Source organism: Pantoea stewartii (genome assembly GCF_011044475.1).
In the GTDB taxonomy this organism is placed as follows: Bacteria; Pseudomonadota; Gammaproteobacteria; order Enterobacterales; family Enterobacteriaceae; genus Pantoea; species Pantoea stewartii.
Map to the genome: position 1 here is coordinate 4240708 of NZ_CP049115.1, position 21618 is coordinate 4262325.

At 54.6% G+C, this 21618-nt stretch carries 23 protein-coding genes and 1 pseudogene; 13 read left to right on the forward strand and 11 right to left on the reverse strand.

All coding sequences use genetic code 11. The features are described from left to right. Positions 1-96: 96 nt before the first annotated feature. Complete coding sequence (locus tag G5574_RS20035; RefSeq protein WP_164483268.1) at positions 97-1800, reverse strand: aspartate:alanine antiporter; 1704 nt, start codon at positions 1798-1800, stop codon at positions 97-99. Between the two features lie 254 nt (positions 1801-2054). Here G5574_RS20035 and ybjM point away from each other — a divergent pair, with 254 nt between their 5' ends. Then, the gene (gene ybjM / locus G5574_RS20040) at positions 2055-2420 is read left to right on the forward strand and encodes an inner membrane protein YbjM (protein ID WP_033737668.1); all 366 of its coding nucleotides are present in this window, start codon (positions 2055-2057) and stop codon (positions 2418-2420) included. A 105-nt stretch (positions 2421-2525) separates the two neighbouring features. On the opposite strand, the gene G5574_RS20045 is transcribed toward ybjM, so the two are convergent. Continuing rightward, a complete protein-coding gene (locus G5574_RS20045) occupies positions 2526-2789 on the reverse strand; it encodes a GrxA family glutaredoxin (protein WP_033737667.1) in 264 nt (87 codons plus the stop codon). Between the two features lie 236 nt (positions 2790-3025). Between G5574_RS20045 and G5574_RS20050 the strand changes: the two genes are divergently transcribed. The 10 genes from G5574_RS20050 (at position 3026) to rlmC (ending at position 11904) form a co-directional block, all read left to right on the forward strand. Beyond that, positions 3026-3280 (forward strand): DUF1418 family protein, encoded by a 255-nt coding sequence (locus G5574_RS20050; protein WP_054687954.1) that lies wholly within the window; start codon positions 3026-3028, stop codon positions 3278-3280. A 16-nt stretch (positions 3281-3296) separates the two neighbouring features. After that, the gene (nfsA, locus tag G5574_RS20055; protein WP_033737665.1) at positions 3297-4019 is read left to right on the forward strand and encodes an oxygen-insensitive NADPH nitroreductase; all 723 of its coding nucleotides are present in this window, start codon (positions 3297-3299) and stop codon (positions 4017-4019) included. Positions 4020-4041: 22 nt separating this feature from the next. Further along, entirely contained in the window at positions 4042-4944 is a 903-nt protein-coding gene (gene rimK / locus G5574_RS20060) for a 30S ribosomal protein S6--L-glutamate ligase (protein ID WP_033737664.1), read from the forward strand. 86 nt (positions 4945-5030) lie between these two features. Continuing rightward, complete coding sequence (locus G5574_RS20065; protein ID WP_033737663.1) at positions 5031-5510, forward strand: type III secretion system chaperone family protein; 480 nt, start codon at positions 5031-5033, stop codon at positions 5508-5510. A 491-nt stretch (positions 5511-6001) separates the two neighbouring features. Beyond that, the gene (gene potF / locus G5574_RS20070; RefSeq protein WP_033737662.1) at positions 6002-7111 is read left to right on the forward strand and encodes a spermidine/putrescine ABC transporter substrate-binding protein PotF; all 1110 of its coding nucleotides are present in this window, start codon (positions 6002-6004) and stop codon (positions 7109-7111) included. A gap of 110 nt (positions 7112-7221) precedes the next feature. Continuing rightward, positions 7222-8355: a putrescine ABC transporter ATP-binding subunit PotG gene (gene potG, locus G5574_RS20075; protein WP_033737661.1), complete on the forward strand. Its 1134-nt coding sequence runs from the start codon at positions 7222-7224 to the stop codon at positions 8353-8355. Positions 8356-8364: 9 nt separating this feature from the next. Next, on the forward strand, positions 8365-9327 hold the full coding sequence (potH, locus tag G5574_RS20080; RefSeq protein ID WP_039341374.1) for a putrescine ABC transporter permease PotH: 963 nt from the start codon (positions 8365-8367) through the stop codon (positions 9325-9327). Further along, entirely contained in the window at positions 9324-10169 is an 846-nt protein-coding gene (gene potI, locus G5574_RS20085; RefSeq protein WP_164483091.1) for a putrescine ABC transporter permease PotI, read from the forward strand. The genes potH and potI overlap by 4 nt, the downstream gene beginning before the upstream one ends. Before the next feature lie 73 nt (positions 10170-10242). Then, the gene (locus tag G5574_RS20090; protein WP_033737659.1) at positions 10243-10710 is read left to right on the forward strand and encodes a YbjO family protein; all 468 of its coding nucleotides are present in this window, start codon (positions 10243-10245) and stop codon (positions 10708-10710) included. A gap of 48 nt (positions 10711-10758) precedes the next feature. Next, the gene (gene rlmC / locus G5574_RS20095) at positions 10759-11904 is read left to right on the forward strand and encodes a 23S rRNA (uracil(747)-C(5))-methyltransferase RlmC (protein WP_164483092.1); all 1146 of its coding nucleotides are present in this window, start codon (positions 10759-10761) and stop codon (positions 11902-11904) included. A gap of 60 nt (positions 11905-11964) precedes the next feature. Here the strand turns inward: rlmC and G5574_RS20100 are convergent, their stop codons facing one another. The 6 genes from G5574_RS20100 to G5574_RS20125 all read right to left on the reverse strand — a co-directional run bounded on the left by G5574_RS20100 (position 11965) and on the right by G5574_RS20125 (position 16442). Next, positions 11965-12696 carry an arginine ABC transporter substrate-binding protein gene (locus G5574_RS20100; RefSeq protein WP_164483093.1) on the reverse strand — a complete coding sequence of 244 codons (732 nt, stop codon included), beginning with the start codon at positions 12694-12696 and terminating at the stop codon, positions 11965-11967. Positions 12697-12813: 117 nt separating this feature from the next. Beyond that, positions 12814-13482 (reverse strand): arginine ABC transporter permease ArtM, encoded by a 669-nt coding sequence (artM, locus tag G5574_RS20105; protein ID WP_039341365.1) that lies wholly within the window; start codon positions 13480-13482, stop codon positions 12814-12816. Then, positions 13482-14198: an arginine ABC transporter permease ArtQ gene (artQ, locus tag G5574_RS20110; RefSeq protein WP_164483094.1), complete on the reverse strand. Its 717-nt coding sequence runs from the start codon at positions 14196-14198 to the stop codon at positions 13482-13484. The genes artM and artQ overlap by 1 nt, the downstream gene beginning before the upstream one ends. A gap of 6 nt (positions 14199-14204) precedes the next feature. Next, positions 14205-14936: an arginine ABC transporter substrate-binding protein gene (gene artJ, locus G5574_RS20115; protein ID WP_033737655.1), complete on the reverse strand. Its 732-nt coding sequence runs from the start codon at positions 14934-14936 to the stop codon at positions 14205-14207. A gap of 15 nt (positions 14937-14951) precedes the next feature. Then, a complete protein-coding gene (gene artP, locus G5574_RS20120) occupies positions 14952-15680 on the reverse strand; it encodes an arginine ABC transporter ATP-binding protein ArtP (RefSeq protein WP_110267732.1) in 729 nt (242 codons plus the stop codon). A 222-nt stretch (positions 15681-15902) separates the two neighbouring features. Next, positions 15903-16442, reverse strand: a complete 540-nt coding sequence (locus G5574_RS20125; RefSeq protein WP_058701036.1) for a lipoprotein — start codon at positions 16440-16442, stop codon at positions 15903-15905. A gap of 105 nt (positions 16443-16547) precedes the next feature. Between G5574_RS20125 and G5574_RS20130 the strand changes: the two genes are divergently transcribed. Beyond that, the gene (locus G5574_RS20130) at positions 16548-16868 is read left to right on the forward strand and encodes a heavy metal-binding domain-containing protein (RefSeq protein WP_033737653.1); all 321 of its coding nucleotides are present in this window, start codon (positions 16548-16550) and stop codon (positions 16866-16868) included. A 20-nt stretch (positions 16869-16888) separates the two neighbouring features. Continuing rightward, positions 16889-17689 (forward strand): N-acetylmuramoyl-L-alanine amidase, encoded by an 801-nt coding sequence (locus G5574_RS20135; RefSeq protein ID WP_174250623.1) that lies wholly within the window; start codon positions 16889-16891, stop codon positions 17687-17689. A gap of 90 nt (positions 17690-17779) precedes the next feature. Here G5574_RS20135 and ltaE read toward each other — a convergent pair. The 3 genes and pseudogenes from ltaE to G5574_RS20150 form a co-directional block, all read right to left on the reverse strand. After that, positions 17780-18778, reverse strand: a pseudogene (gene ltaE, locus G5574_RS20140) (low-specificity L-threonine aldolase); the annotation flags it as partial. Positions 18779-18840: 62 nt separating this feature from the next. Further along, positions 18841-20562, reverse strand: a complete 1722-nt coding sequence (gene poxB / locus G5574_RS20145) for a ubiquinone-dependent pyruvate dehydrogenase (RefSeq protein ID WP_033737651.1) — start codon at positions 20560-20562, stop codon at positions 18841-18843. A 123-nt stretch (positions 20563-20685) separates the two neighbouring features. Next, positions 20686-21585 carry a LysO family transporter gene (locus G5574_RS20150; RefSeq protein ID WP_039341349.1) on the reverse strand — a complete coding sequence of 300 codons (900 nt, stop codon included), beginning with the start codon at positions 21583-21585 and terminating at the stop codon, positions 20686-20688. Between the last annotated feature and the right edge of the window lie 33 nt (positions 21586-21618).

Genomic DNA, 21618 nt, shown 5'->3' on the forward strand with positions numbered 1-21618 from the left:
CAGCGGGCTCCACAATTTGGGGATTTCAAAGAAAAGCAGTGGCACTTATTCAGACTGTGATCAAAATAAAAAGTTCTGGACGTCAGTAAAAAAATTTTATAAAGGCAATAACGGCCAGATAATGACGATTAGCGTGCCGGCCAGCGTCAGCAGGACGTTGGCAATAGCATAGGTGCCGGCATAGCCTAAAGCCGGAATATTGCTGCGCGCGGTATCACTGATAATTTCCATGGCTGGCGCGCAGGTGCGGGCACCCATAATCGCCCCAAACAGCAGTGCCCGGTTCATGCGCAGTATATAGGCACCAAACAGGTAGCAAATCACCACCGGCAGCAGGCTGACCAGCAGGCCGCACAACAGCATCAGCGCCCCGTTACTGGAAATACCGTGATCGATTCCACTGCCTGCACTCAGGCCAACCCCTGCCATAAACACCATCAGACCAAACTCTTTGACCATCGTCAGCGCACCCTGCGGAATATAGCCAAAGGTAGGATGGTTAGCCCGCAGGAAGCCCAGCATGATACCGGCAAATAACAGCCCGGCCGCGTTACCGATGCCAAAACTGAAGTTGCTGAACTGGAACGTGATCAGTCCTGTCATCAGGCCGATGATAAAAAAGGCGCAGAAAGCCAGTAAGTCGGTCATCTGGCTGTGAATAGCAATAAAGCCGATGCGATCGGCGACGCTTTTCACCCGGCGGGCTTCCCCGCTGACCTGCAACACATCGCCTTTGTTCAGCATAATATTGTCGTCGATAGGCATTTCTATCTGACTGCGAATGACGCGGTTTAAAAAGCAGCCGTGATCGGTCAGGTTAAGTTTGCTCAGCCGCTTGTTCACGGCATTGTGATTTTTCACCACAATCTCCTCGGTCACGATTCGCATGTCGAGCAAATCGCGATCAAAGACTTCTTTCCCGTTGCGGAAACTGGGATCCAGGCGCGCGTGCGCATCCGGGTAGCCCACCAGCGAAATGTCATCGCCCAGCTGGAGCACAGCATCGCCATCGGGGCTGGCGAGAATACCGTTGCGTCGGATACGTTCGATATAGCAGCCCGTCTGGCGATAGATGCCCAGCTCGCGCAGATTCTTACCGCCGCTCCATTCCACCAGCTCCGGGCCCACGCGATAGGCGCGGATAACGGGCAGAAAAACCTTACGCTGACTGTCGGCATCAAGACCGCGCTCACGCGCAATCTGTTGAGCACAGGTGGACAGATCCTGATGCTGCAGACGTGGCAGGTAACGTGCACCGAAAATCAGGCTGACCAGCCCCACCAGATAGGTAACCGCATAGCCCAGACTGAGTTGATCCTGCATGATGCCTAACTGCCTGGGGTCGCTAATGCTCTGACGCAGCGTATCGCCCGCGCCCACCAGGACTGGCGTCGACGTCATCGAACCCGCCAGAACACCGGCGGTGAGGCCGATGTCCCAGCCGAAAAGCTTGCCAAAGCCCAGCGCCAGCAGCAGAGCACTGGCGACCATGACAATGGCGACCATGACAATGGCCAGCATGAAATAATTTTTCCCGTCCCGAAAGAAAATAGAGAAAAAGTTAGGGCCGGCTTCAATGCCGACACAAAAAATAAACAGCATAAAGCCCAGGCTCAGGGCATCGGTATTCATCGAGAAGTGTTGCTGGCCTAATAATAACGAAACGACTAATACGCCAATGGAATTTCCGAGCTGGACAGAGCCAAAACGTAATTTTCCTAAGCAAAGTCCCAACGCCAGTACGAAAAATAATAACAAAATGTCATTACTTCTTAACAATTCTGCGATGTTAACATTCAACATTTTAACTTCTTGTTTACGTGTAACGTATTGAAGAGTGGTCTGTTTTTCGCTATCTTGTCCAGACCGTAAGCGTGCCGTTACGTCATCCATAATGACTGCGCGGATAACGCGGGTAATATTCTAATCAGAAAATACTTTCTCAGCCATTGGCGACTTTCATTCGTACACAAAACGACTGTTTATTTTTATTTCCACCAGGCTCATCAAGGTCAAAAGCGATGTTTTGGCGTGTTTTAAATGAGTGGGGAGTTATGCCGCAGCGTTATTATTTTTGGGCGACCTGTCTGTCAGGAGGTCTGCTTTATTGTCTGGTGTTTATTTTTGCCCAGGATTTTTGTGCCCTGGATAAACATGCGTTGCACAGTCAGCCTGCATTATTGCTTTTTTTACTGCCGGGTGGATTGATGGCGTTTATGCAGCACTCGGCACCGCTGAAAAGTACGTTGATCATGGCCTCTGTTGGCACCTTGCTGGCGGCGCTGTTGCTGCACGGTATTTTCGCTGTGCCGGCACGCTGGGACTATATTATGGTCTGGAGCCTGAGCGGGATGTTCTGGGCAGGATGCGGCGCATTAATCGTCAGACTGATGAAGCTGATTGTGGCAATCAGACAGTAAGGCCGGAACGGCCTGCATCAGAGACCCGGCACTCTGCGAACGGTATCTGATGCAGGCAACGAAGAACTCACCCGTGAGGTCAGCGCGCTGACCGGGTGAGCGAAATCAGGCCACGAAGCCCAGATTCTCTTTCGTCCATGCGGCAAACTCGGTATAACCACCAATATGCTGCTCATCCAGGAAAATTTGCGGCACGGTGCTGACCGGTTTCCCCGCACTGGCCTCTAAATCCGCTTTAGTAATGCCTTCCGCCTGAATATCTACGTATTGATAGTTGAAATCATCACGCTCAGCTTGCAGTTTATCAGCCAGTTCTTTTGCGCGAACGCAGTACGGGCAGCCGGGACGACCAAAAATAACAGCAATCATCGAAAACTCCTTGCAAGGGACGTCGTGTGAGTGACACGGAATCACGTCAGAAAAGCGGCCTATGATGCCCGCTCGTTGCGCTTAAAGAAAGCAGGAATTACCTGTTAGTCTAATGCCCGTCCCCGATGAATCCGTCGCACGTCGGCAGAGCGGAACAATCCCGACACCTCTGATGTGCAAATTTGCGGATGTTAACCATAATTGGGGGGCGATTGGCCTTGAGGCAGGAGAAACGCATGCAAAACGTCGCTAAATTGCCGAAAGCACTGCTGGTGATGGAAGCGCTGGGTGGGTTACTGATTGCCAGTGCATTGCTGGTTGTGAATCACTGGTTCCCTGGCCTGCCGGGCCGCCTGGCTACACCCGGGCTGGCTACCGCGCTGTTTATCATCGGCATTCTGCTAATGTTGCCTGCCGCCTGGCTCCTGATGTGGCGCAGTGCGAAAGCGCTTGCGCCGCAGTTGTTCAACCTTTCCGACAAAAAAAGATAAATCAGCTGGAGACTTTATGACACCGACAATCGATTTACTGTGCAGCCACCGTTCAATTCGCGCGTTCACTGACCAGCCGGTAAGCGCTGAACAGCGCGAAGCGATTATTGCTGCGGCGCAATCGGCGTCCACGTCCAGCTTTTTGCAGTGCTCATCCATCATCCGTATCACCGATCCGGCCATGCGTGAGCAGCTGGTGACATTAACAGGCGGACAGACATGGGTAGGGGAAGCCGCTGAGTTTTGGGTATTTTGTGCTGACTTTAATCGTCATCTGCAAATTTGTCCTGATGCGCAGCTGGGCCGCGCAGAACAACTGCTGCTGGGCTGTGTCGATACGGCGCTGATGGCGCAAAATGCCATGGTTGCAGCAGAGTCGCTGGGGCTGGGCGGCGTTTTTATTGGTGGCATCCGTAACAATATCGCTCAGGTAACAGAACTGCTGGGGCTGCCAAAATTTGTCCTGCCGCTGTTTGGTTTTTGTCTGGGCTATCCCGAATCGGTGCCGGATGTGAAGCCGCGTATTCCCCAGGCCATGTTAGTGCATGAAAATCGCTATCAACCAGTGGATCCGGCCGTGCTGGCTGATTACGATAACCGGACGGCGATCTATTACGAACAACGCGACAGCAACCAGCGCAGCGAAACCTGGAGTCAGTTGATTCAGCGCCTGATTATTAAAGAAACGCGCCCGTTTATGCTGGACTACCTGCATCAGCAGGGCTGGGCAACACGCTAATACAACCCAAGGATTTTAATTGATGAAAATGGCTATTCTGTCGCGCGATGGATCGCTCTATTCCTGCCGCCGTTTACGTGAAGTCGCCGAACAGCGTGGTCATTTTGTACAAATCATTGATCCTCTTTCCTGCTACATGAACATCAATTCTGCCTCGCCCGGTATCCATTACCGTGGCGAGTTGCTGGGTCACTTCGATGCCGTGATTCCCCGTATCGGTACCGGAATCACCTTCTATGGCACGGCGGTGCTGCGCCAGTTTGAGATGTGCGGCAGCTATCCACTCAATGAGTCCGCTGCGGTCACGCGTGCCCGGGACAAACTGCGTTCCCTGCAACTGCTCGCCCGTGATGGCATCGACATGCCGGTGACCGGGTTCGCCTCGTCGCCCGATGATACACAGGACCTGATCGCCATGGTGGGCGGTGCGCCGCTGGTGGTAAAGCTCGTCGAGGGCACGCAGGGCATCGGCGTGGTTCTGGCGGAAACCCGCCAGGCGGCTGAAAGTGTCATCGATGCGTTTCGTGGACTGAATGCGCATATTTTGGTGCAGGAGTTTATTCAGGAAGCGCGCGGATGCGATGTACGCTGTCTGGTGATTGGCGACCGGGTCGTGGCGGCGATTGAGCGTCAGGCAAAAGAGGGCGATTTTCGTTCGAATTTGCACCGGGGCGGTAAAGCCCGCATCGTTGACATCAGTGAGCAGGAACGTCTGATGGCCGTTAAAGCGGCGGCGGTGTTGGGGCTGGATGTCGCGGGTGTAGATATTCTGCGTTCAAATCGCGGTCCACTGGTGATGGAAGTGAATGCCTCACCCGGTCTGGAAGGTATTGAAACTACAAGTGGTCTTAACATTGCAGGTATGATGATCGATCATATTGAGCGGTACGCTACCCCCGGGCACCGTCCTAAAACCGCAGGTTGACCCGCGCTTTTCAGTGGTTTTCATGGAAACTCACCACATTTTTCCGTAAGCTAAGTCGCTTATTTATCACCCCATGGGATTTTACAATGGATTCTCTTGTCGTTCCGGATATCGACCTGCTGCGTCGTTGGCTGGATCAGCAAAATATCACTTGGTTTGAATGTGATGCTTGTCAGGCGCTGCATTTGCCGCATATGCAAAACTTCGACGGGGTGTTTGACGCTAAAATCGACCTGGTAGACAACGTCATTCTGTTTTCAGCACTGGCGGAAGTGAAGCCGACGGCGTTAATTCCGCTGGTGGGTGACCTGTCGCAAATTAACGCCAGTTCGTTAACGGTGAAAGCGTTTATCGATATTCAGGATGACAATCTGCCGAAGCTGATTGTGTGCCAGTCGATGATGATCACAGCCGGATTAACCTTCGGCCAGTTTTCGCATTTCATGAAGCAGAGCGAAGAAGAAATTTCCATGGTCATCATGGAAGCCTTCGCCAACAACCTGCTGATGATGGGTGAAGATGAAGAGCATGTTGCCACCAGCAGCATGCATTCCGTTCTTCACTGATCCTCACCGCCGTGATTAAGCCGTCTGCCAGGACGGCTTTTTTATGCCTGTCACGCTGCCTGTCCCTGGCACAGGCTTTCCTGCCGCACGCGTCATGCAATCGTTTTTTCCTTCAGCGTCAAATATTCTCAATGTTATCAATTGTGAAGGAGGTAGGTTATTTTGTAACCGTAATGTTTTATTCTGCATTAAGCCCTTAATTGCCAGATTTATGACGTTCTTTATGCCGTAAAAGCCGAACCTCATAGCTTAAACATGCATAAAATATTACGTTCAGGCGTTTTTTACGCTGAGGTATGGTTAACCCCGAACGGGGCGGCTATGCTTGCGGTGCGGCACTAACCGCAGGAATACCGTGCTGGTATAGGTTTTTACTATTAAACGTCCACTGAATAATGATTCATTGTGTCACTGATTTTTAAATCATAAAAACGCAATGTCGGATCACTGATGTGCAGCGTTGTTATAACCCGCTCAGGAGGATTAAAAACATGTTCAACCAACGTAAAAAATGGTTGTCAGGTGTGGTTGCTGGGGTGCTGATGGCTGCTTCAGCCAGTACCATGGCGGAAGATAAAACGCTGCACGTTTATAACTGGTCGGATTATATTTCGCCCGATACCGTGCCGAACTTTGAAAAGCAGACCGGCATTAAAGTGGTTTATGACGTGTTTGATTCCAACGAAGTGCTGGAAGGCAAACTGATGGCCGGCAGCACCGGCTACGATGTGGTGGTGCCTTCGTCCAGCTTCCTGGCGCGTCAGCTGCAGTCTGGCGTGTTCCAGCCGCTGGATAAAAGCAAACTGCCCAACTATAAAAATCTTGATCCGGCGTTGATGGAGAAGGTTGCCCAGCACGATCCGGGTAATAAATATGCCATTCCGTATTTGTGGGGCACCACCGGCATTGGCTACAACGTTGAAAAAGTCAAAGCCGCACTGGGTGCAGATGCGCCGGTCAACAGCTGGGATCTGGTGCTGAAACCTGAGAACCTGGAAAAACTGAAAAGCTGTGGCGTCTCGTTCCTGGATGCACCTGAAGAAATTTTCGCGACCGTGCTGAACTACCTCGGCAAAGATCCGAACAGCAGCGATCCTAAGGATTATTCCGGCGCCGCGACCGATCTGCTGCTGAAGCTGCGTCCAAATATTCGTTACTTCCACTCGTCGCAATACATTAACGATCTGGCCAACGGCAACATCTGTGTGGCGATCGGCTGGTCCGGCGATATTCTTCAGGCAAAAAATCGTGCGGAAAAAGCGAAGAACGGCGTCAACATTGGCTACAGCGTACCGAAAGAGGGCGCACTGGCGTTCTTTGATATGATGGCGATTCCTAAAGATGCCAAAGATGTGGACGCGGCTTACACCTGGCTGAACTACATCATGGATCCGAAAGTTATTGCTGACGTGTCCAACAAAATGAATTATGCCAACGGCAATAAAGCGTCTCTGCCGCTGATTAATGCCGATATCCGCAACAATCCGGGCATTTACCCTACGCCGGATGCCATGGCCAAATTGTTTGTACTGAAGGTACAGGATCCTAAACTGGATCGTGTGCGCACGCGTGCATGGACTAAGGTTAAAAGCGGTAAGTAACGAAACGGCATGTCCTGCTACAGCAACAGAGGCGCAGTCCCGGCCTCTGTTGTGCCATTTTTAGCGGCACTGTTTGCCGCGTTGTTCCGCCTGGCTCCGGAGAGATATGAGTGAACGATGCCATCCCACGCCCGCAGACTAAAACGGCAAAAGCGTTAACGCCGTTACTGGAAATTCGTAATCTGACAAAATCCTTTGACGGCCAGCATGCCGTGGACGATGTCAGCCTGACTATTTATAAAGGCGAAATTTTTGCCCTGCTCGGCGCATCCGGCTGTGGTAAATCGACCTTACTCCGCATGCTGGCAGGCTTTGAACAGCCCACCAGCGGGCAGATTGTGCTGGATGGACACGATCTGTCGCATGTCGCGCCCTATCAGCGTCCCATCAATATGATGTTTCAGAGTTACGCGCTGTTTCCCCACATGACGGTGGAGCAGAACATTGCGTTCGGGCTGAAACAGGACAAGCTGGCTAAAGGCGAAATTACCAGCCGTGTCGAAGAAATGTTATCGCTGGTACATATGCAGGAGTTTGCTAAGCGCAAACCCCATCAACTTTCGGGCGGTCAGCGTCAGCGCGTGGCGCTGGCGCGCAGCCTGGCAAAACGGCCAAAACTGCTGCTGCTGGATGAGCCAATGGGCGCGCTCGATAAAAAGCTGCGCGATCGGATGCAGCTGGAAGTGGTGGATATCCTGGAACGGGTGGGGGCAACCTGCGTGATGGTGACGCATGATCAGGAAGAAGCCATGACGATGGCGGGGCGCATCGCTATCATGAACCGGGGCAAATTTGTGCAGATCGGCGAGCCGGAGGAGATTTATGAGCATCCGACCAGCCGCTACAGCGCGGAATTTATCGGTTCGGTCAATGTGTTTGAAGGTCTGCTGCGTGAGCGTCAGGCAGATGGCCTGGTGATTGACAGCCCGGGCCTGAAACATCCGCTTAAAGTCGATTCGGACGTGTCGGTGGTCGATAACGTGCCGGTACATGTTGCGCTGCGCCCGGAAAAAGTGATGCTGTGCGAAACGGTGCCGGCGGATGGCTGTAACTTTGCCGTCGGTGAAGTGGTCCATATTGCCTACCTGGGCGATCTGTCCATTTATCACGTGCGCCTGCACAGCGGTCAGATGCTGAGCGCCCAGTTGCAAAATGAACATCGCTACCGCAAAGGGCTACCGACATGGGGCGATGAAGTCCGCCTGTGCTGGGACAGCGACAGCTGCGTGGTGTTGACGGTTTAAGGAGGCGGGATGAGCCAGATTTTTCAACGCACTAAAGCCCCTGCCAAACTGCTGGGCACGCCGCTGCAGCGCTGGGCAACGCGCGTCAAAATGCAGCACGGGCGCAAGCTGGTCATTGCCTTACCTTACATATGGCTGACGCTGTTCTTTCTGCTGCCTTTCCTGATCGTACTTAAGATCAGTTTTGCCGACATTGCGCGCGCCATTCCGCCCTATACCGAACTGGTTAACTGGGCTGACGATCAGCTGAGCCTGGTGCTCAATCTGGGCAACTACGTCACGCTCAGCGACGATCCGCTCTACATTGACGCCTATCTGCAGTCATTAAAAGTGGCCGCTATCTCGACGGTGATTTGCCTGCTGATAGGTTATCCGCTGGCGTGGGCGGTCGCGCACAGTAAGCCTTCAATGCGATCCATCCTGCTGCTGCTGGTGATTCTGCCCTCATGGACATCGTTTCTGGTGCGGGTTTATGCGTGGATGGGGCTGCTGAACAATAACGGTATTCTTAATCGTTTCCTGCTGTGGCTGGGGGTGATCGATCATCCGCTGATCATCCTCTATACCAACACGGCGGTGTACATTGGCATCGTCTACTGCTATCTGCCGTTTATGGTGCTGCCGATCTATACCGCGCTGACGCGCATTGATTATTCGCTGGTGGAAGCTTCGCTGGACCTGGGCGCGCGTCCGCTGAAAACCTTCTTTAGCGTGATTGTGCCGCTGACCAAAGGCGGCATCATTGCCGGATCCATGCTGGTGTTTATTCCGGCGGTCGGCGAGTACGTGATCCCTGAGCTGCTGGGCGGCCCGGACAGTATTATGATTGGCCGCATTCTGTGGCAGGAGTTCTTTAACAACCGTGACTGGCCGGTGGCGTCGGCACTGGCGGTGATCATCTTACTGATTTTGATTTTGCCGATTATCTGGTTCCACAAACACCAAAACCGCGAAATGGGAGAGAAGGGATGAACAATCTGCCAACGATCCGCTCTCCCTGGCGCACAGTCATCCTGGCCTGCTGCTTTTTATTTCTCTACGCGCCGATGCTGCTGCTGGTGGTTTACTCCTTCAACAGCTCGCAGCTGGTGACGGTGTGGGAAGGTTTCTCCTTCCACTGGTATCAGGTGTTGTTCCAGGACGATGCCATGATCGATGCGGTGGTGCTGAGCCTGACCATCGCCGCGCTTTCCGCCACCATGGCGGTGGTGCTGGGCACCATGGCGGCGGTAATTATCGTGCGCTTTGGGCGTTTTCGTGGGCATAACGGCTTTGCCTTTATGCTGACCGCACCGCTGGTGATGCCGGATGTGATTACCGGTCTGTCGCTGTTACTGCTCTTTGTGGGGCTCGGTAATGCGCTGGGCTGGCCAACCGAACGCGGCACGCTGACCATCTGGCTGGCGCACGTGACCTTCTGTACAGCCTACGTGGCGGTGGTGATTAACTCGCGCCTGCATGAGCTGGACCGTTCCATTGAAGAGGCGGCGATGGATCTGGGCGCGACGCCGTTGAAGGTGTTTTTCGTGATTACGGTACCGATGATTGCACCCGCTATCGTCACCGGCTGGCTGCTGGCCTTTACCTTATCGCTGGACGATCTGGTGATTGCCAGCTTTGTCACCGGGCCGGGCGCGACAACGTTGCCGATGGCGATTTTTGCCACGGTGCGTCGTGGGGTCAATCCGGAGATTAACGCCCTGGCGTCACTCATCCTGTTTGTCGTGGGCATTGTCGGTTTTATCGCCTGGCGCGTGATGGCGCATGAAGAAAAACAGCGTTTAAGCGATATTCAGAAAGCTAAACGTGGCTGAAATGCCTGACGTTTGCCAATATAGATAAAGGCTGGTTTATCCAGCCTTTTTATCGCGTGGCGGAGTCGAGGACATGTCGGAAACCCTGAAGCACAGTTCTGTTTTACCGGATGCGCCGGTGCCCGTTACGGTGGCCGGCATCGCCATTATTGCCACGCGCTGCCTCAGCGTGCTGATGCTGGTGAACGCGCTGGGCTATACCGAAATCATCAACTTTCTCCATCGCAGTGCGCAGTCCTGGGATTCCACGTTGATTTTCATTGCCAGTCAGATCATTTTTTTATTTGAGCTGCGCTGTGCCTTTACCCTGATGCGCGGGAGCAATCGCGGGCGCTGGGGATTTGTCGTGGTGCAGATTGTGGTGTTGTGCTACATGCTGATGGCCTCCACGGGCGGGATCTATCCGGAAATTTTCAGTATTGACGGCGAAAGTAATCTGCAGATCATTCACCACACCTTGCAGCAAAAACTGCCCGACCTGGCGGTATTCCTGCTGTTGTTTCTGCCCGCCAGTAGCCGCGCATTTTTTCGTAAGCGGTGATACAATCGCGCTCTGCTCACCCTCCCGACAGGCAATACAGGCTTTACCATGCAATGCGCGCTCTATGACGCTAACCGCTGCCGCTCATGCCAGTGGCTCGAAAAACCCTATTCACAGCAGCTTGATGAAAAACAGTCTCTGCTGGCCCAACTGCTGGCTGATGTTCCGGTTGCAACCTGGCTGCCGCCGGTCGCCTCGGCCCAGGAAGGGTTTCGTAATAAAGCGAAGATGGTGGTCAGTGGAAGTGTAGAGCGGCCTGTTTTTGGCATCGTGCAGCGCAACGGCGAGGCCGTCGATCTGTCGGACTGTCCGCTTTACCCTGACCGTTTTTCACCAGTGTTGGCAACCTTAAAACCGTTTATCGCGCGCGCGGGGTTAACGCCGTACAACATTGAACGCCAGCGCGGTGAGCTGAAGTATTTGCTGCTGACGGAAAGCACGCAGGGCGGCATGATGCTGCGCTTTGTTCTGCGCTCGCACACGAAGCTGGCACAACTGCGAGCTGCGCTGCCCTGGATTCAGCAACAGCTGCCGCAACTGACAGTGATCTCCGCCAATATCCAGCCGGTTCATATGGCCATTCTGGAAGGGGAGGAGGAGATTCCGTTAACGCCGACCCAGTCGCTGGCAGAAACGTTCAATGGGGTGCCCTTGTGGATCCGCCCTCAGAGTTTTTTCCAGACCAATCCTCAGGTCGCCAGTGCGCTGTATGCCACGGCGCGCGACTGGGTCCGTGCGCTTCCGGTAACCAGCATGTGGGATCTGTTCTGCGGGGTGGGCGGATTTGGCCTGCATTGCGCCTCGCCGGCCCTGCAGCTTACCGGGATTGAAATCAGCGCCGAAGCGATTCGCTGTGCAGAACGCTCTGCCGATATGCTGGGCCTGGATAATGTCAGTTTTGCCGCGCTGGATTCCACCGCGTTTGCATTGGGACGCGAAGCGGTGCCGCAGCTGGTGCTGGTCAATCCACCGCGTCGGGGGATTGGCCGTGAGTTGTGTGAGTATCTCCGTGCGATGGCACCGGATTATGTACTTTATTCAAGCTGTAATGCACAGACCATGGCGCAGGATATCGCCCGGCTCAGTGACTACAGGGTAACGCAGGTCCAGCTGTTTGATATGTTCCCGCACACCGCGCATTATGAGGTGCTGACGCTGTTGACGCATCAACGTCAGGGCGGGCCAGCCAGGTAAGCTGCTGAACTGAGGACAGTGCAGAACCGGTCAGCAGAGTACGCGGCTGGCCCATAAACCTTATTCAGGAAACCATTGCTGGTTGATTTTCTGCCAGGTGCCGTTGGCTTTAAGTGCCGCCAGTGCCTGGTTAAGTTTCTCACGCAGGCCGTCGTTACCTTTGCGTACCGCAATGCCTAAGCCTGCCCCAAAATAATCGGCGTCCGTCACATGCTCACCCACACTGGCCAGATCGCTGTTGGTTTTTAACCACTGATTGACCACCGCGCTGTCGCCAAACACGCCGTCAAGACGGCCGCTTTTCATATCCAGAATGGCATTCTGATAGCTGTCATAAGCCACCACCTTGATGTCCGGATGTTTGTCCTGTAGGTATTTCTGGTGCGTGGTGCCGTTTTCGACGCCTACGCGTTTACCGTTCAGGTCACTTATCGCGCTGAATTTGCCTTTCGGGGCAATCACAATCGCCGAGTTGGCATAATAAGGCTGGGTGAAATCGACCTGTTTGCTGCGCTCGGCCGTGATGTCCATGCCGGCAATGACGGCATCATATCGGCGAAACTTCAGCGAGGGGATCAGGCTGTCAAATGCCGTATTGGTAAACGAGCATTCCGCTTTCATCTGCTGGCAAAGGGCCTTTGCCAGATCAATATCAAAGCCGACAATCTGGTTGTCGCTGTTCAGCGATTCAAAAGGGGGATAGGTAGCAGAGGTGGCGAAACGAATTTTCTCAGCGGCCTGCGCGCTTACCGCCAGGCTTACCAGTACTGCAGCAATCATCCATTTTTTCATTACAGGCTCCCTGGCCATCAGTCACATAACATACAGCGGAGTAAGATGCCAGATAATGAATTTTTATGCAATAAATGTGACTGAAAAATTACTCAGGCAGGTTTCCCTGCCTGAAGATCAGTCGCGACGCTCGAAGGCCAGAGCGCGTTTTTCGATCAGGCGCATCAGAAGGGTAAGCAGGCCGTTAACGCACAGGTAAATCAGTCCCGCAGCCGCATAAACCGTGACATCGTAGGTCCGGCCATACAGTAACTGACCGTGTCCCATGACTTCCATCAGCGTAATCGTAAACGCCAGCGAGGTGCCCTTAAAGACCAACACGACTTCATTGGAGTAAGAGGAGAGTGCACGCTTAAACGCATAAGGCAGCAAAATGCGCAGGCTATGTCTGGGCGTCATGCCCAGCGCCTCGCAGGACTGCCACTGACCGGCAGGTATCGCCCGCACCGCACCGTAAAACAGCTGCGTGGTATAGGCAGCACTGTTCAGCGACAACGCCAGCATGGCACACAACCAGGGTTGTGACAGCAGATGCCACAGCCACGGCAGTTTTTGCAGGCTGGGAAACTGACCGGGCCCGTAGTAGATCAGGAAAATCTGCACCAGCAGCGGGGTGCCGGTAAACAGCGTGATAAATCCTTTAATCAGGGGCGAAAACAGCGGTGTTTTCAGGGTCAGTGCAATGGTAAACATCAGCGACAGACACAGCGCGACCACCAGCGACGCCGCAGTCAGTGTCAGGCTGGTATGAAGCCCTTTCAACAGTTCGGGTAAATATTGCAGCATCAGCTGTTCCCCCGTTCAAAACGGGTTGTACGGTGTTCAATACGACGCAGCACTGCCTGGCTAAACAGCGTAATCACCAGGTAAATGGCTGCCGCAATCAGGAACCAGGTAAAGGGCTCCTGCGTACGCGTAGCGATGCTTTTGGTTTGCAACATCAGGTCGTTAACGCTGATAAGCGACACCAGCGCAGTGTCCTTCAGCAAGACCAGCCACTGGTTACCCAGACCGGGCAGCGCATGACGCCACATCTGCGGCATGATGAGGCGGAAAAAGATCGCCGACCTCCTCATGCCCAGCGCCTGGCCCGATTCCCATTGACCGACCGGCACGGCTTTTAACGCACCGCGCAGCGTTTGTGACGCATAGGCGGCGTAAAGCATAGCCAGTGCAATCACGCCACACAGGAACGGGCTGACATCAAAATTTTCGATCTGCATCTTAACCGGTACGCTGAACAGACCGAAATGTAGCGTAAAACCGTCAGACAGCGTCAGGAGCAGTTGCGAGGCACCAAAGTAGATAAACAGCACCACCAGAATTTCTGGCAGGCCGCGAATCAGGGTGACCAGTGCGGTGCCTGCCCAGGCGAACGGACGCAGCCGCATTGACTCCCAGCCAGCAAAAATCATCGCCAGCACAAGGCCAGCGATGAGGGCACAAACAGCAAGGCCGACGGTCATGCCGGCGGCGCTTGCAAGCGGAATTATTTCATTCATCAGAGATTACTGCTGAAACCATTTGTTGTAGATGGTTTTGTAAGTACCATTGGCCTTGATTTTATCAAGCGCGGTGTTGAACTTGCCTTGCAGCTCGGTATTGCCCTGACGAACGGCGATGCCCAGACCGGTGCCAAAGTAGGCTTTATCCGTGACTTTCTCACCCACCGGGGCCAGATTCGCGTTTTGTTTCAGCCACTCGTTTACCACGGCGCTGTCGCCAAAGACCGCATCGATACGGCCATTTTTCAGGTCAAGCACGGCATTCTGATAGCTGTCATAAGGGACAACGGTGATGTCGCTGTGTTTGTCGGCCAGGTATTTCTGATGTGTGGTGCCGTTTTGCACGCCTACACGTTTACCTTTCAGCGCGTCAACACTGGCCACTTTGCCTTTCTGCGCCACGAAAATCGCAGAGTTATCGTAGTAAGGCTTGCTGAACAGCACCTGCTTTTCACGCTCAGGCGTAATGTCCATACCGGCCATAACGGCATCGAAACGGCGGAATTTCAGGCTTGGGATCAGGCTGTCAAAAGACTGGTTGGTAAAGGTACAGGTTGCATCCATCTCTTTACACAGCGCATTCGCCAGATCGACGTCGAAGCCCTGAATTTTGTTGTTGGCATCGACAAATTCAAACGGAGGATAGGAGGCCTCGGTGGCAATACGAATAGTTTCAGCGGCGGAGGCGCTTAAACTCAATCCGGCAAGCAGTGCAGCAAGTACGACTTTTTTCATTTTTAGCATCCTGACTTAGTGCGAAAGATAATGTGCAAACGCCTCGGTTTGCGGCTGTGTAAAGCGGCTGGCATCACCCTGTTCCACGATATGCCCGTTTTCCATATAAACTACACGGCTGGCCGTTTTACGGGCCACGTCCACTTCGTGCGTCACGATAACCTGTGTAATCTGCGTCTGAGCCAGCTCGCGGATAATACTGACGATCTGGGCGGTGATTTCAGGGTCGAGCGCGGCAGTGGGTTCATCAAATAACAGCACCTGCGGCTCCATCATCAGCGCACGGGCAATGGCTACGCGTTGCTGTTGCCCGCCAGAAAGGTGCAGGGGGAAACGGTCGCTATAGCTGGTCAGGCGCAGACGATCGAGGAGCTTGTCGGCTCTGGCGCGTGCGTCGGCCTTGCTCAGGCCCAGTACACGGCAGGGGGCTTCCATCAGGTTTTGCAGCACCGTCAGGTGCGGCCAGAGATTATATTGCTGGAAGACCATTCCGACATTTTGACGAAGCTCGCGTATCGCGGCCTCTGAAGGGGTTTTGCTGAAGTCGAAATCATTACCTGCAATGTGCAACTGGCCTGAGCGTGGGCGCTCAAGCAGATTCAGCACGCGCAACAGCGAACTTTTTCCTGCGCCGCTTGGGCCAAGCAGCACCAGCGTTTCGCCCTGCGGACATTCCAGGTTAATGTCAAACAGCGCCTGGTGAGCACCGTAGAAACAATTAATCGCGTTTAGTTGAATACTCATGCGCCAATTTTGAATAGCTATTAGTTTTGCGGATTTTAACGTCACCAAAATAGTTATGCAATTAAGGTGGCTTAAAATTTACGAATAAGCGGTAAACACACAAAAGATTAGCACAAGATATCGCGAGACAAGGCGGTGAGAAGACGGGGAACCGGAGGTGGCGCGGGATAAAAACGCACGGCCTGGCCGCCGGCGTTTTTATCTGCAGATGTCAAAAAGCGTTTATTTCTTTGTTTTTTCAAGCAGCTGGCTAAGCGATCCTCCGCCAGGATGCGGGACATCTGCCACATAGCGGACATCATCGACGACCCAGCAACTGCCCTGATGAATCATCAGCACTTCGTCCTGCCACTGTTTGTCACCGCGGCTCATTTTCACGCGCAGGGGAATGTTACGGGCATCCCGGTTAGGAATCGTGGAAGCATCGGCAACGTCAACCCCGGTTGGCCCCTGAGCCAGGCTGGAGAAGAGATCGCCGTTGCGCCACGTCGCCGCATCAGGACGTTGGCTGGCTTGCAGCAGCGCCTGATAAAGTCCATCGCTCAGGTAAGGGCGATACTGTGCCAGCGTCGCGGTATCAGGCAGGCCGGATGAAGGATGCTCGATACGCATGTCGTAAAAACGCTGGGCGACGGTGTCCGGGCCACCTTCCACGCAGGGGGCCATGCGCGGGCCATTATCCTTGATTACCGGCTCGACCGTCGTACAGGCACTCAGCAGCAGCGCAGCCGGGAGCAAAAGCGCAAAACCTTTGTTTCTCATCTCGATTTCCTTATTGTTCTCTGGCAAGGTGCTTTTTTAACATAGAGTATAGCCCTGCTTTTAGGTGAAAGAGCCTTTGACCCGTTTCGGTAACAGGAGAGTACGATGAAATTGTCAACAACCCCGACGCTGGAAGGACACAGCATCATGGAATACTGCGGCGTAGTCACCGGTGAAGCGATTCTGGGGGCCAATATATTCCGCGATTTTTTCGCCGGGATTCGCGATATTGTGGGCGGCCGCTCGGGCGCTTATGAGAAAGAGTTGCGTAAAGCGCGCGAGATCGCGTTTAAAGAGCTGGAAGAGCAGGCCAGAGCGCTGGGGGCGAACGCGGTGGTGGGCATTGATATTGACTATGAAACCGTAGGGAAAGACAGCAGCATGCTGATGGTTAGCGTCAGCGGCACGGCGGTTGTTATTCGTTGAAACGCCTCCTGTGCTGTCTGATGGCGCTGCTGCTGGCGGGCTGCCACTCAGGCATTGAATCACGATCGGGCTACTGGGTTGATTTGCGCCATCCCGCACAGGGCGCGCGTCCGCGCGTGAAGGTGGTGGTGATTCACTATACCGCCGAGGATTTCTCCTCCTCGCTGGCTACGCTGACTGACCGTGACGTCAGCGTGCATTATCTTATTCCCCGCCAGCCACCGCAGCGCAACGGTAAAGGCATTATCTGGCAACTGGTACCGGAGCAGGATCTGGCCTGGCATGCCGGCGCCAGCTTCTGGCGCGGCGCAACCCGTATTAACGACACCTCGGTGGGCATCGAACTGGTAAACAACGGCTACCGCCGGACGCCGGCCGGAGTGACGTGGCAACCGTTCCCCCCTGCGCAGATTCGCACCCTGGCGGCGCTGGTACGCGATATAACGCAGCGCTATGGCATCGCGCCGGAAAATATAGTGGGCCATAGCGATATCGCGCCGCAGCGTAAGCAGGATCCCGGCCCGCTGTTTCCCTGGCAGCAACTGGCCGCTGAGGGCATTGGCGCGTGGCCCGATTCACAACGCGTGGCGTTTTATCTGGCCGGACGCGATCGTTACGCCGCTGTGCCAGCCGCAACCCTGCTGGAGTGCTTGCAGCGTTATGGTTATCAGGTGACGGAAGGAATGAGCGCGGACGAGCAACAGAAACTGATTGCCGCCTTTCAGATGCATTTTCGTTCTGCAAATATTCAGGGCTTCGCGGATGCCGAAACCCTGGCGATAGCGCAGGCCCTGCTGGAGAAATACGGCACAGCGCAATAATCCCTCGATCACGGCGCTGTGGCGAGGTCAGCGGCCTGCGTAAGGCGAGGCGGGCAGGTTCACCGCATCCGATGCCGCATCAGGACGGTGCTGTGCCAGGAAGGCCCGCCAGTGGCCGAGCACCGTTTCAAGCGCGGGACGCTCAGCATCCAGATGGGTCACAATCCGTGTTACCGGGCCCACACTCATCAGGACGTTGTGCGCATGCATCCACTGGCCCAGCGCCGTAACCTGATCGACCGGGATGCGCACGAACAGCATATTCGTCTGCTGCTCAGCGACGTCAATCCCCATCTTTTGCAGTTCCTGTCCCAGCCAGGCGGCGTTGTCGTGGTCCGTTTGCAAACGCGTAACGTTGTGTTGCAGCGCATACAGGCCCGCCGCCGCCAGAATACCGGCCTGGCGCATGCCTCCGCCGGCCATTTTGCGCCAGCGGCGTGCACGTTCGATATAGGCTGCCTCGCCGCAAAGTAGCGAGCCTACCGGCGCGCCCAGGCCCTTCGACAGACAAATGGTCAAGGTATCGCAATAGCGGGCAATGTTTTCCAGCGTGGTTTGCTGTGCGACGACCGCATTGAAAATGCGAGCGCCGTCGATATGCAGCGCCAGTTTATGTGCTCGGGTAAAATGCCAGGCCTGCTCCAGGTAGGCAGCGGGTAACACTTTCCCATGATGGGTATTTTCCAGGCTCAGCAGCCGGGTGCGGGCAAAATGGATGTCGTCGGGTTTAATAACGTCTGCCACGACATCCAGCGGCAAACTGCCGTCTGCTGCTGCGAGAATGGGTTGGGGCTGGATACTGCCCATCACCGCCGCGCCGCCGGCTTCATATTTATAATTGTGCGCCTGCTGGCCCACAATATACTCTTCGCCGCGTTCGCAGTGGCTGAGCAGGGCCACGAGGTTCGCCTGCGTGCCGGTAGGGAAAAACAGCGCTGCCGCTTTACCACTCAGACGTGCGGCTTCGGCTTCCAGTGCATTGACGGTGGGATCATCGCGATAGACGTCATCACCGGTTTCAGCGGCCATCATCGCCTGTAACATCGCGCTGCCGGGACGGGTGACGGTATCACTGCGTAAATCGATCATCGGGCGCTCCTGGTCTGCGGAAAACAGGCGGGCAGAGAACCCGCCCGCAAGAGCACTCTGTTTTACCGTAGCCAGTTGGTTTTTGCCAGCTCCAGCACTTCGTCACCCCGCCCATTGATGATGGCACGAAGCATATAGAGGCTGAATCCTTTGGCCTGTTCCAGCTTGATCTCCGGCGGCATAGCCAGCTCTTCCTTCGCGGTGATCACATCCACCAGCACCGGGCCGTCATGGGCAAAGGCCTGTTCCAGTGCGCCATTGAGTTCTGACGCTTTTTCAACCCGAATACCTTTCACGCCGCAGGCCTCGGCAATGGCCGCAAAGTCAGGATTATGCAGATCCGTCCCGTCAGTCAGGTAGCCGCCCGCTTTCATTTCCATGGCGACAAACCCCAGCGAACTGTTGTTAAAAATGACCAGTTTGACAGGCAATTTCAGCTGTGCGACGGTCAGAAAATCACCCATCAGCATGCTGAATCCACCATCGCCACAGAGCGCCACGACCTGACGGTCCCGGTTAAGCGACTGTGCACCCATCGCCTGTGGCATGGCGTTCGCCATCGAACCGTGATTAAACGATCCGAGCAGGCGACGTTTGCCGTTCATCTTCAGATAACGCGCCGCCCACACGGTCGGCGTGCCCACATCGCAGGTAAAAATAGCATCTTCGTCAGCCAGTTCACTGATTTGCTGAGCCAGATACTGCGGGTGAATGGGCTGCCTGTCGTTCGCGGTGGCCAGCGCATCCAAATCCTTACGCGCTTCCGCGTAGTGTTTCAGCGCACTGTCGAGATGATGCTGATCGGTTTTCACCTGCAGCTTCGGCAGCAACGCGCGCAGCGTCGTTTTGACATCACCGACGTACGCCTGGTCGACATGACAGTGCGATCCCAGACTGCCGGGATTAATATCGATTTGAATGATGTTGGCTTTCTCAGGATAGAAGGCGCGATAGGGGAACTGAGTACCTAACAGCACCAGCGTATCCGCATTCATCATGGCATGATAACCCGAGGAGAAACCGATTAGCCCGGTCATGCCCACATCGTACGGGTTGTCATATTCGATATGCTCTTTGCCGCGCAACGCATGCACAACAGGGGCTTTCAGCGTTGCCGCCAGTTGCACCACTTCCTCATGCGCACCGGCACAGCCGCTGCCGCACATCAGCGTAATATTGCGGGCGTCATTCAGTGTTTGTGTCAGGGTCGCCAGTTCATCGGCAGACGGCAACACGACGGGTAGCTGCGGTGGATACCACTCTGCACGCGCAGCATCGGGAGCGGGTTGCAGCGCCACATCGCCCGGCAGCACCACCACGGAAACCCCACGGTTCAGAATCGCTTTGCGCATGGCAATGCCCAATACCTGGGGCAACTGCTCGGGATTGGAGACCAGTTCGCAATAGTGACTGCACTCGCGAAACAACTCTTGTGGATGCGTTTCCTGGAAGTAACCGCTGCCGATCTCACTGGAGGGGATGTGGGCGGCAATGGCCAGTACCGGAACGCGATTGCGGTGGCAGTCGAACAGCCCGTTAATCAGATGCAGGTTACCTGGCCCACAGGAACCCGCGCAGACCGCAAGCGTGCCACTGGCATGCGCTTCCGCACCCGCAGCAAAAGCTGCCACTTCTTCATGGCGGGTAGGCATCCACTCAATGGTGCCCATTTTGTTCAGACTGTCAGTGAGTCCGTTTAACGAGTCACCTGTGACGCCCCAAATACGTTTTACACCGGCGTTTTCCAGCGTTTTGGCCACCAGCGCCGCGACGGTTTGTTTCATCTTCATCTCCTTGGTCATTCGTTGCCATCCCGGGGAGGGCAGAATTAAACAGCTACCAAGAAGCGTAGACGAGAGTCATTCAACTCTACCGTAAAAAATTGCATCAAAAGTTGAATTTCGCGCTCAGGCTGAGAACAGCGCAATAAGCACGGGCGCGGCCAGGCTCATAATAAATCCATGCACGATCGCCGCCGGCACAATATCGGTACCGCCTGCACGTTGTAAAACGGGCAGGGTAAAATCCATTGACGTCGCGCCGCACAAGCCCAGCGCGCTGCTGCGGTGGCGGGCGATCAGCGCGGGAATCAGCATAATGGCGATAAGCTCTCGCAGCAGGTCATTAAAAAAAGCGGCACTGCCGATCACTGGCCCAAAGGCTTCTGTCATCAGAATGCCGGAAAGGGAATACCAGCCAAAGCCACTGGCGAGTGCCAGGCCGGTTTTAAGGGGGAGCCCCAGTATCAGCGCCGCTATAATGCCGCCCAGTAAGCCACTCAGCAGGACGACACAGGCAACCGTCATCCCCCGGCGATTCAGGATAATCTGACGCAGCGTCATGCCGCTGCCGCGCAGTTGAATACCGACCAGCAAGAGCAGGAAGATCAAGGCATATTCACTGGCTGCGGATGCATGGTGCAGCCAGGGCCATTGCGTAAGGCCCAGCGCAAAGCCGAGGACTACGACGCCGCACAACGTCAGCGATTCCAGCGCCATATGTAAACGTGACGGCAGTTTTTGCTGTTTATGATGATGTTGCCAGGGCATCCGCTGTTCCAGCCAGCGCAATGCCAGCAGGTTGCACAGTAAAATACAGCCCGCAGCGACGGATGCCGTATAAAAAACGGTGATCAGATTGCTGCTAAGGTTGTCCAGAAAAGCCAGGCTGATGCCCATAAAAAACAGAATGACGTAGACCATCCAGCCCAGCAGACGATTTACCGCCTTAAGAAACCTGGCCTGCCGGACGGGTAACAGCCAGCCAGCGAAGAGCGGGAGTAGAATCAGTAACAGTCCTGAATACATAATGAAAAGATCGTCCATGTTAAAATTGACGCT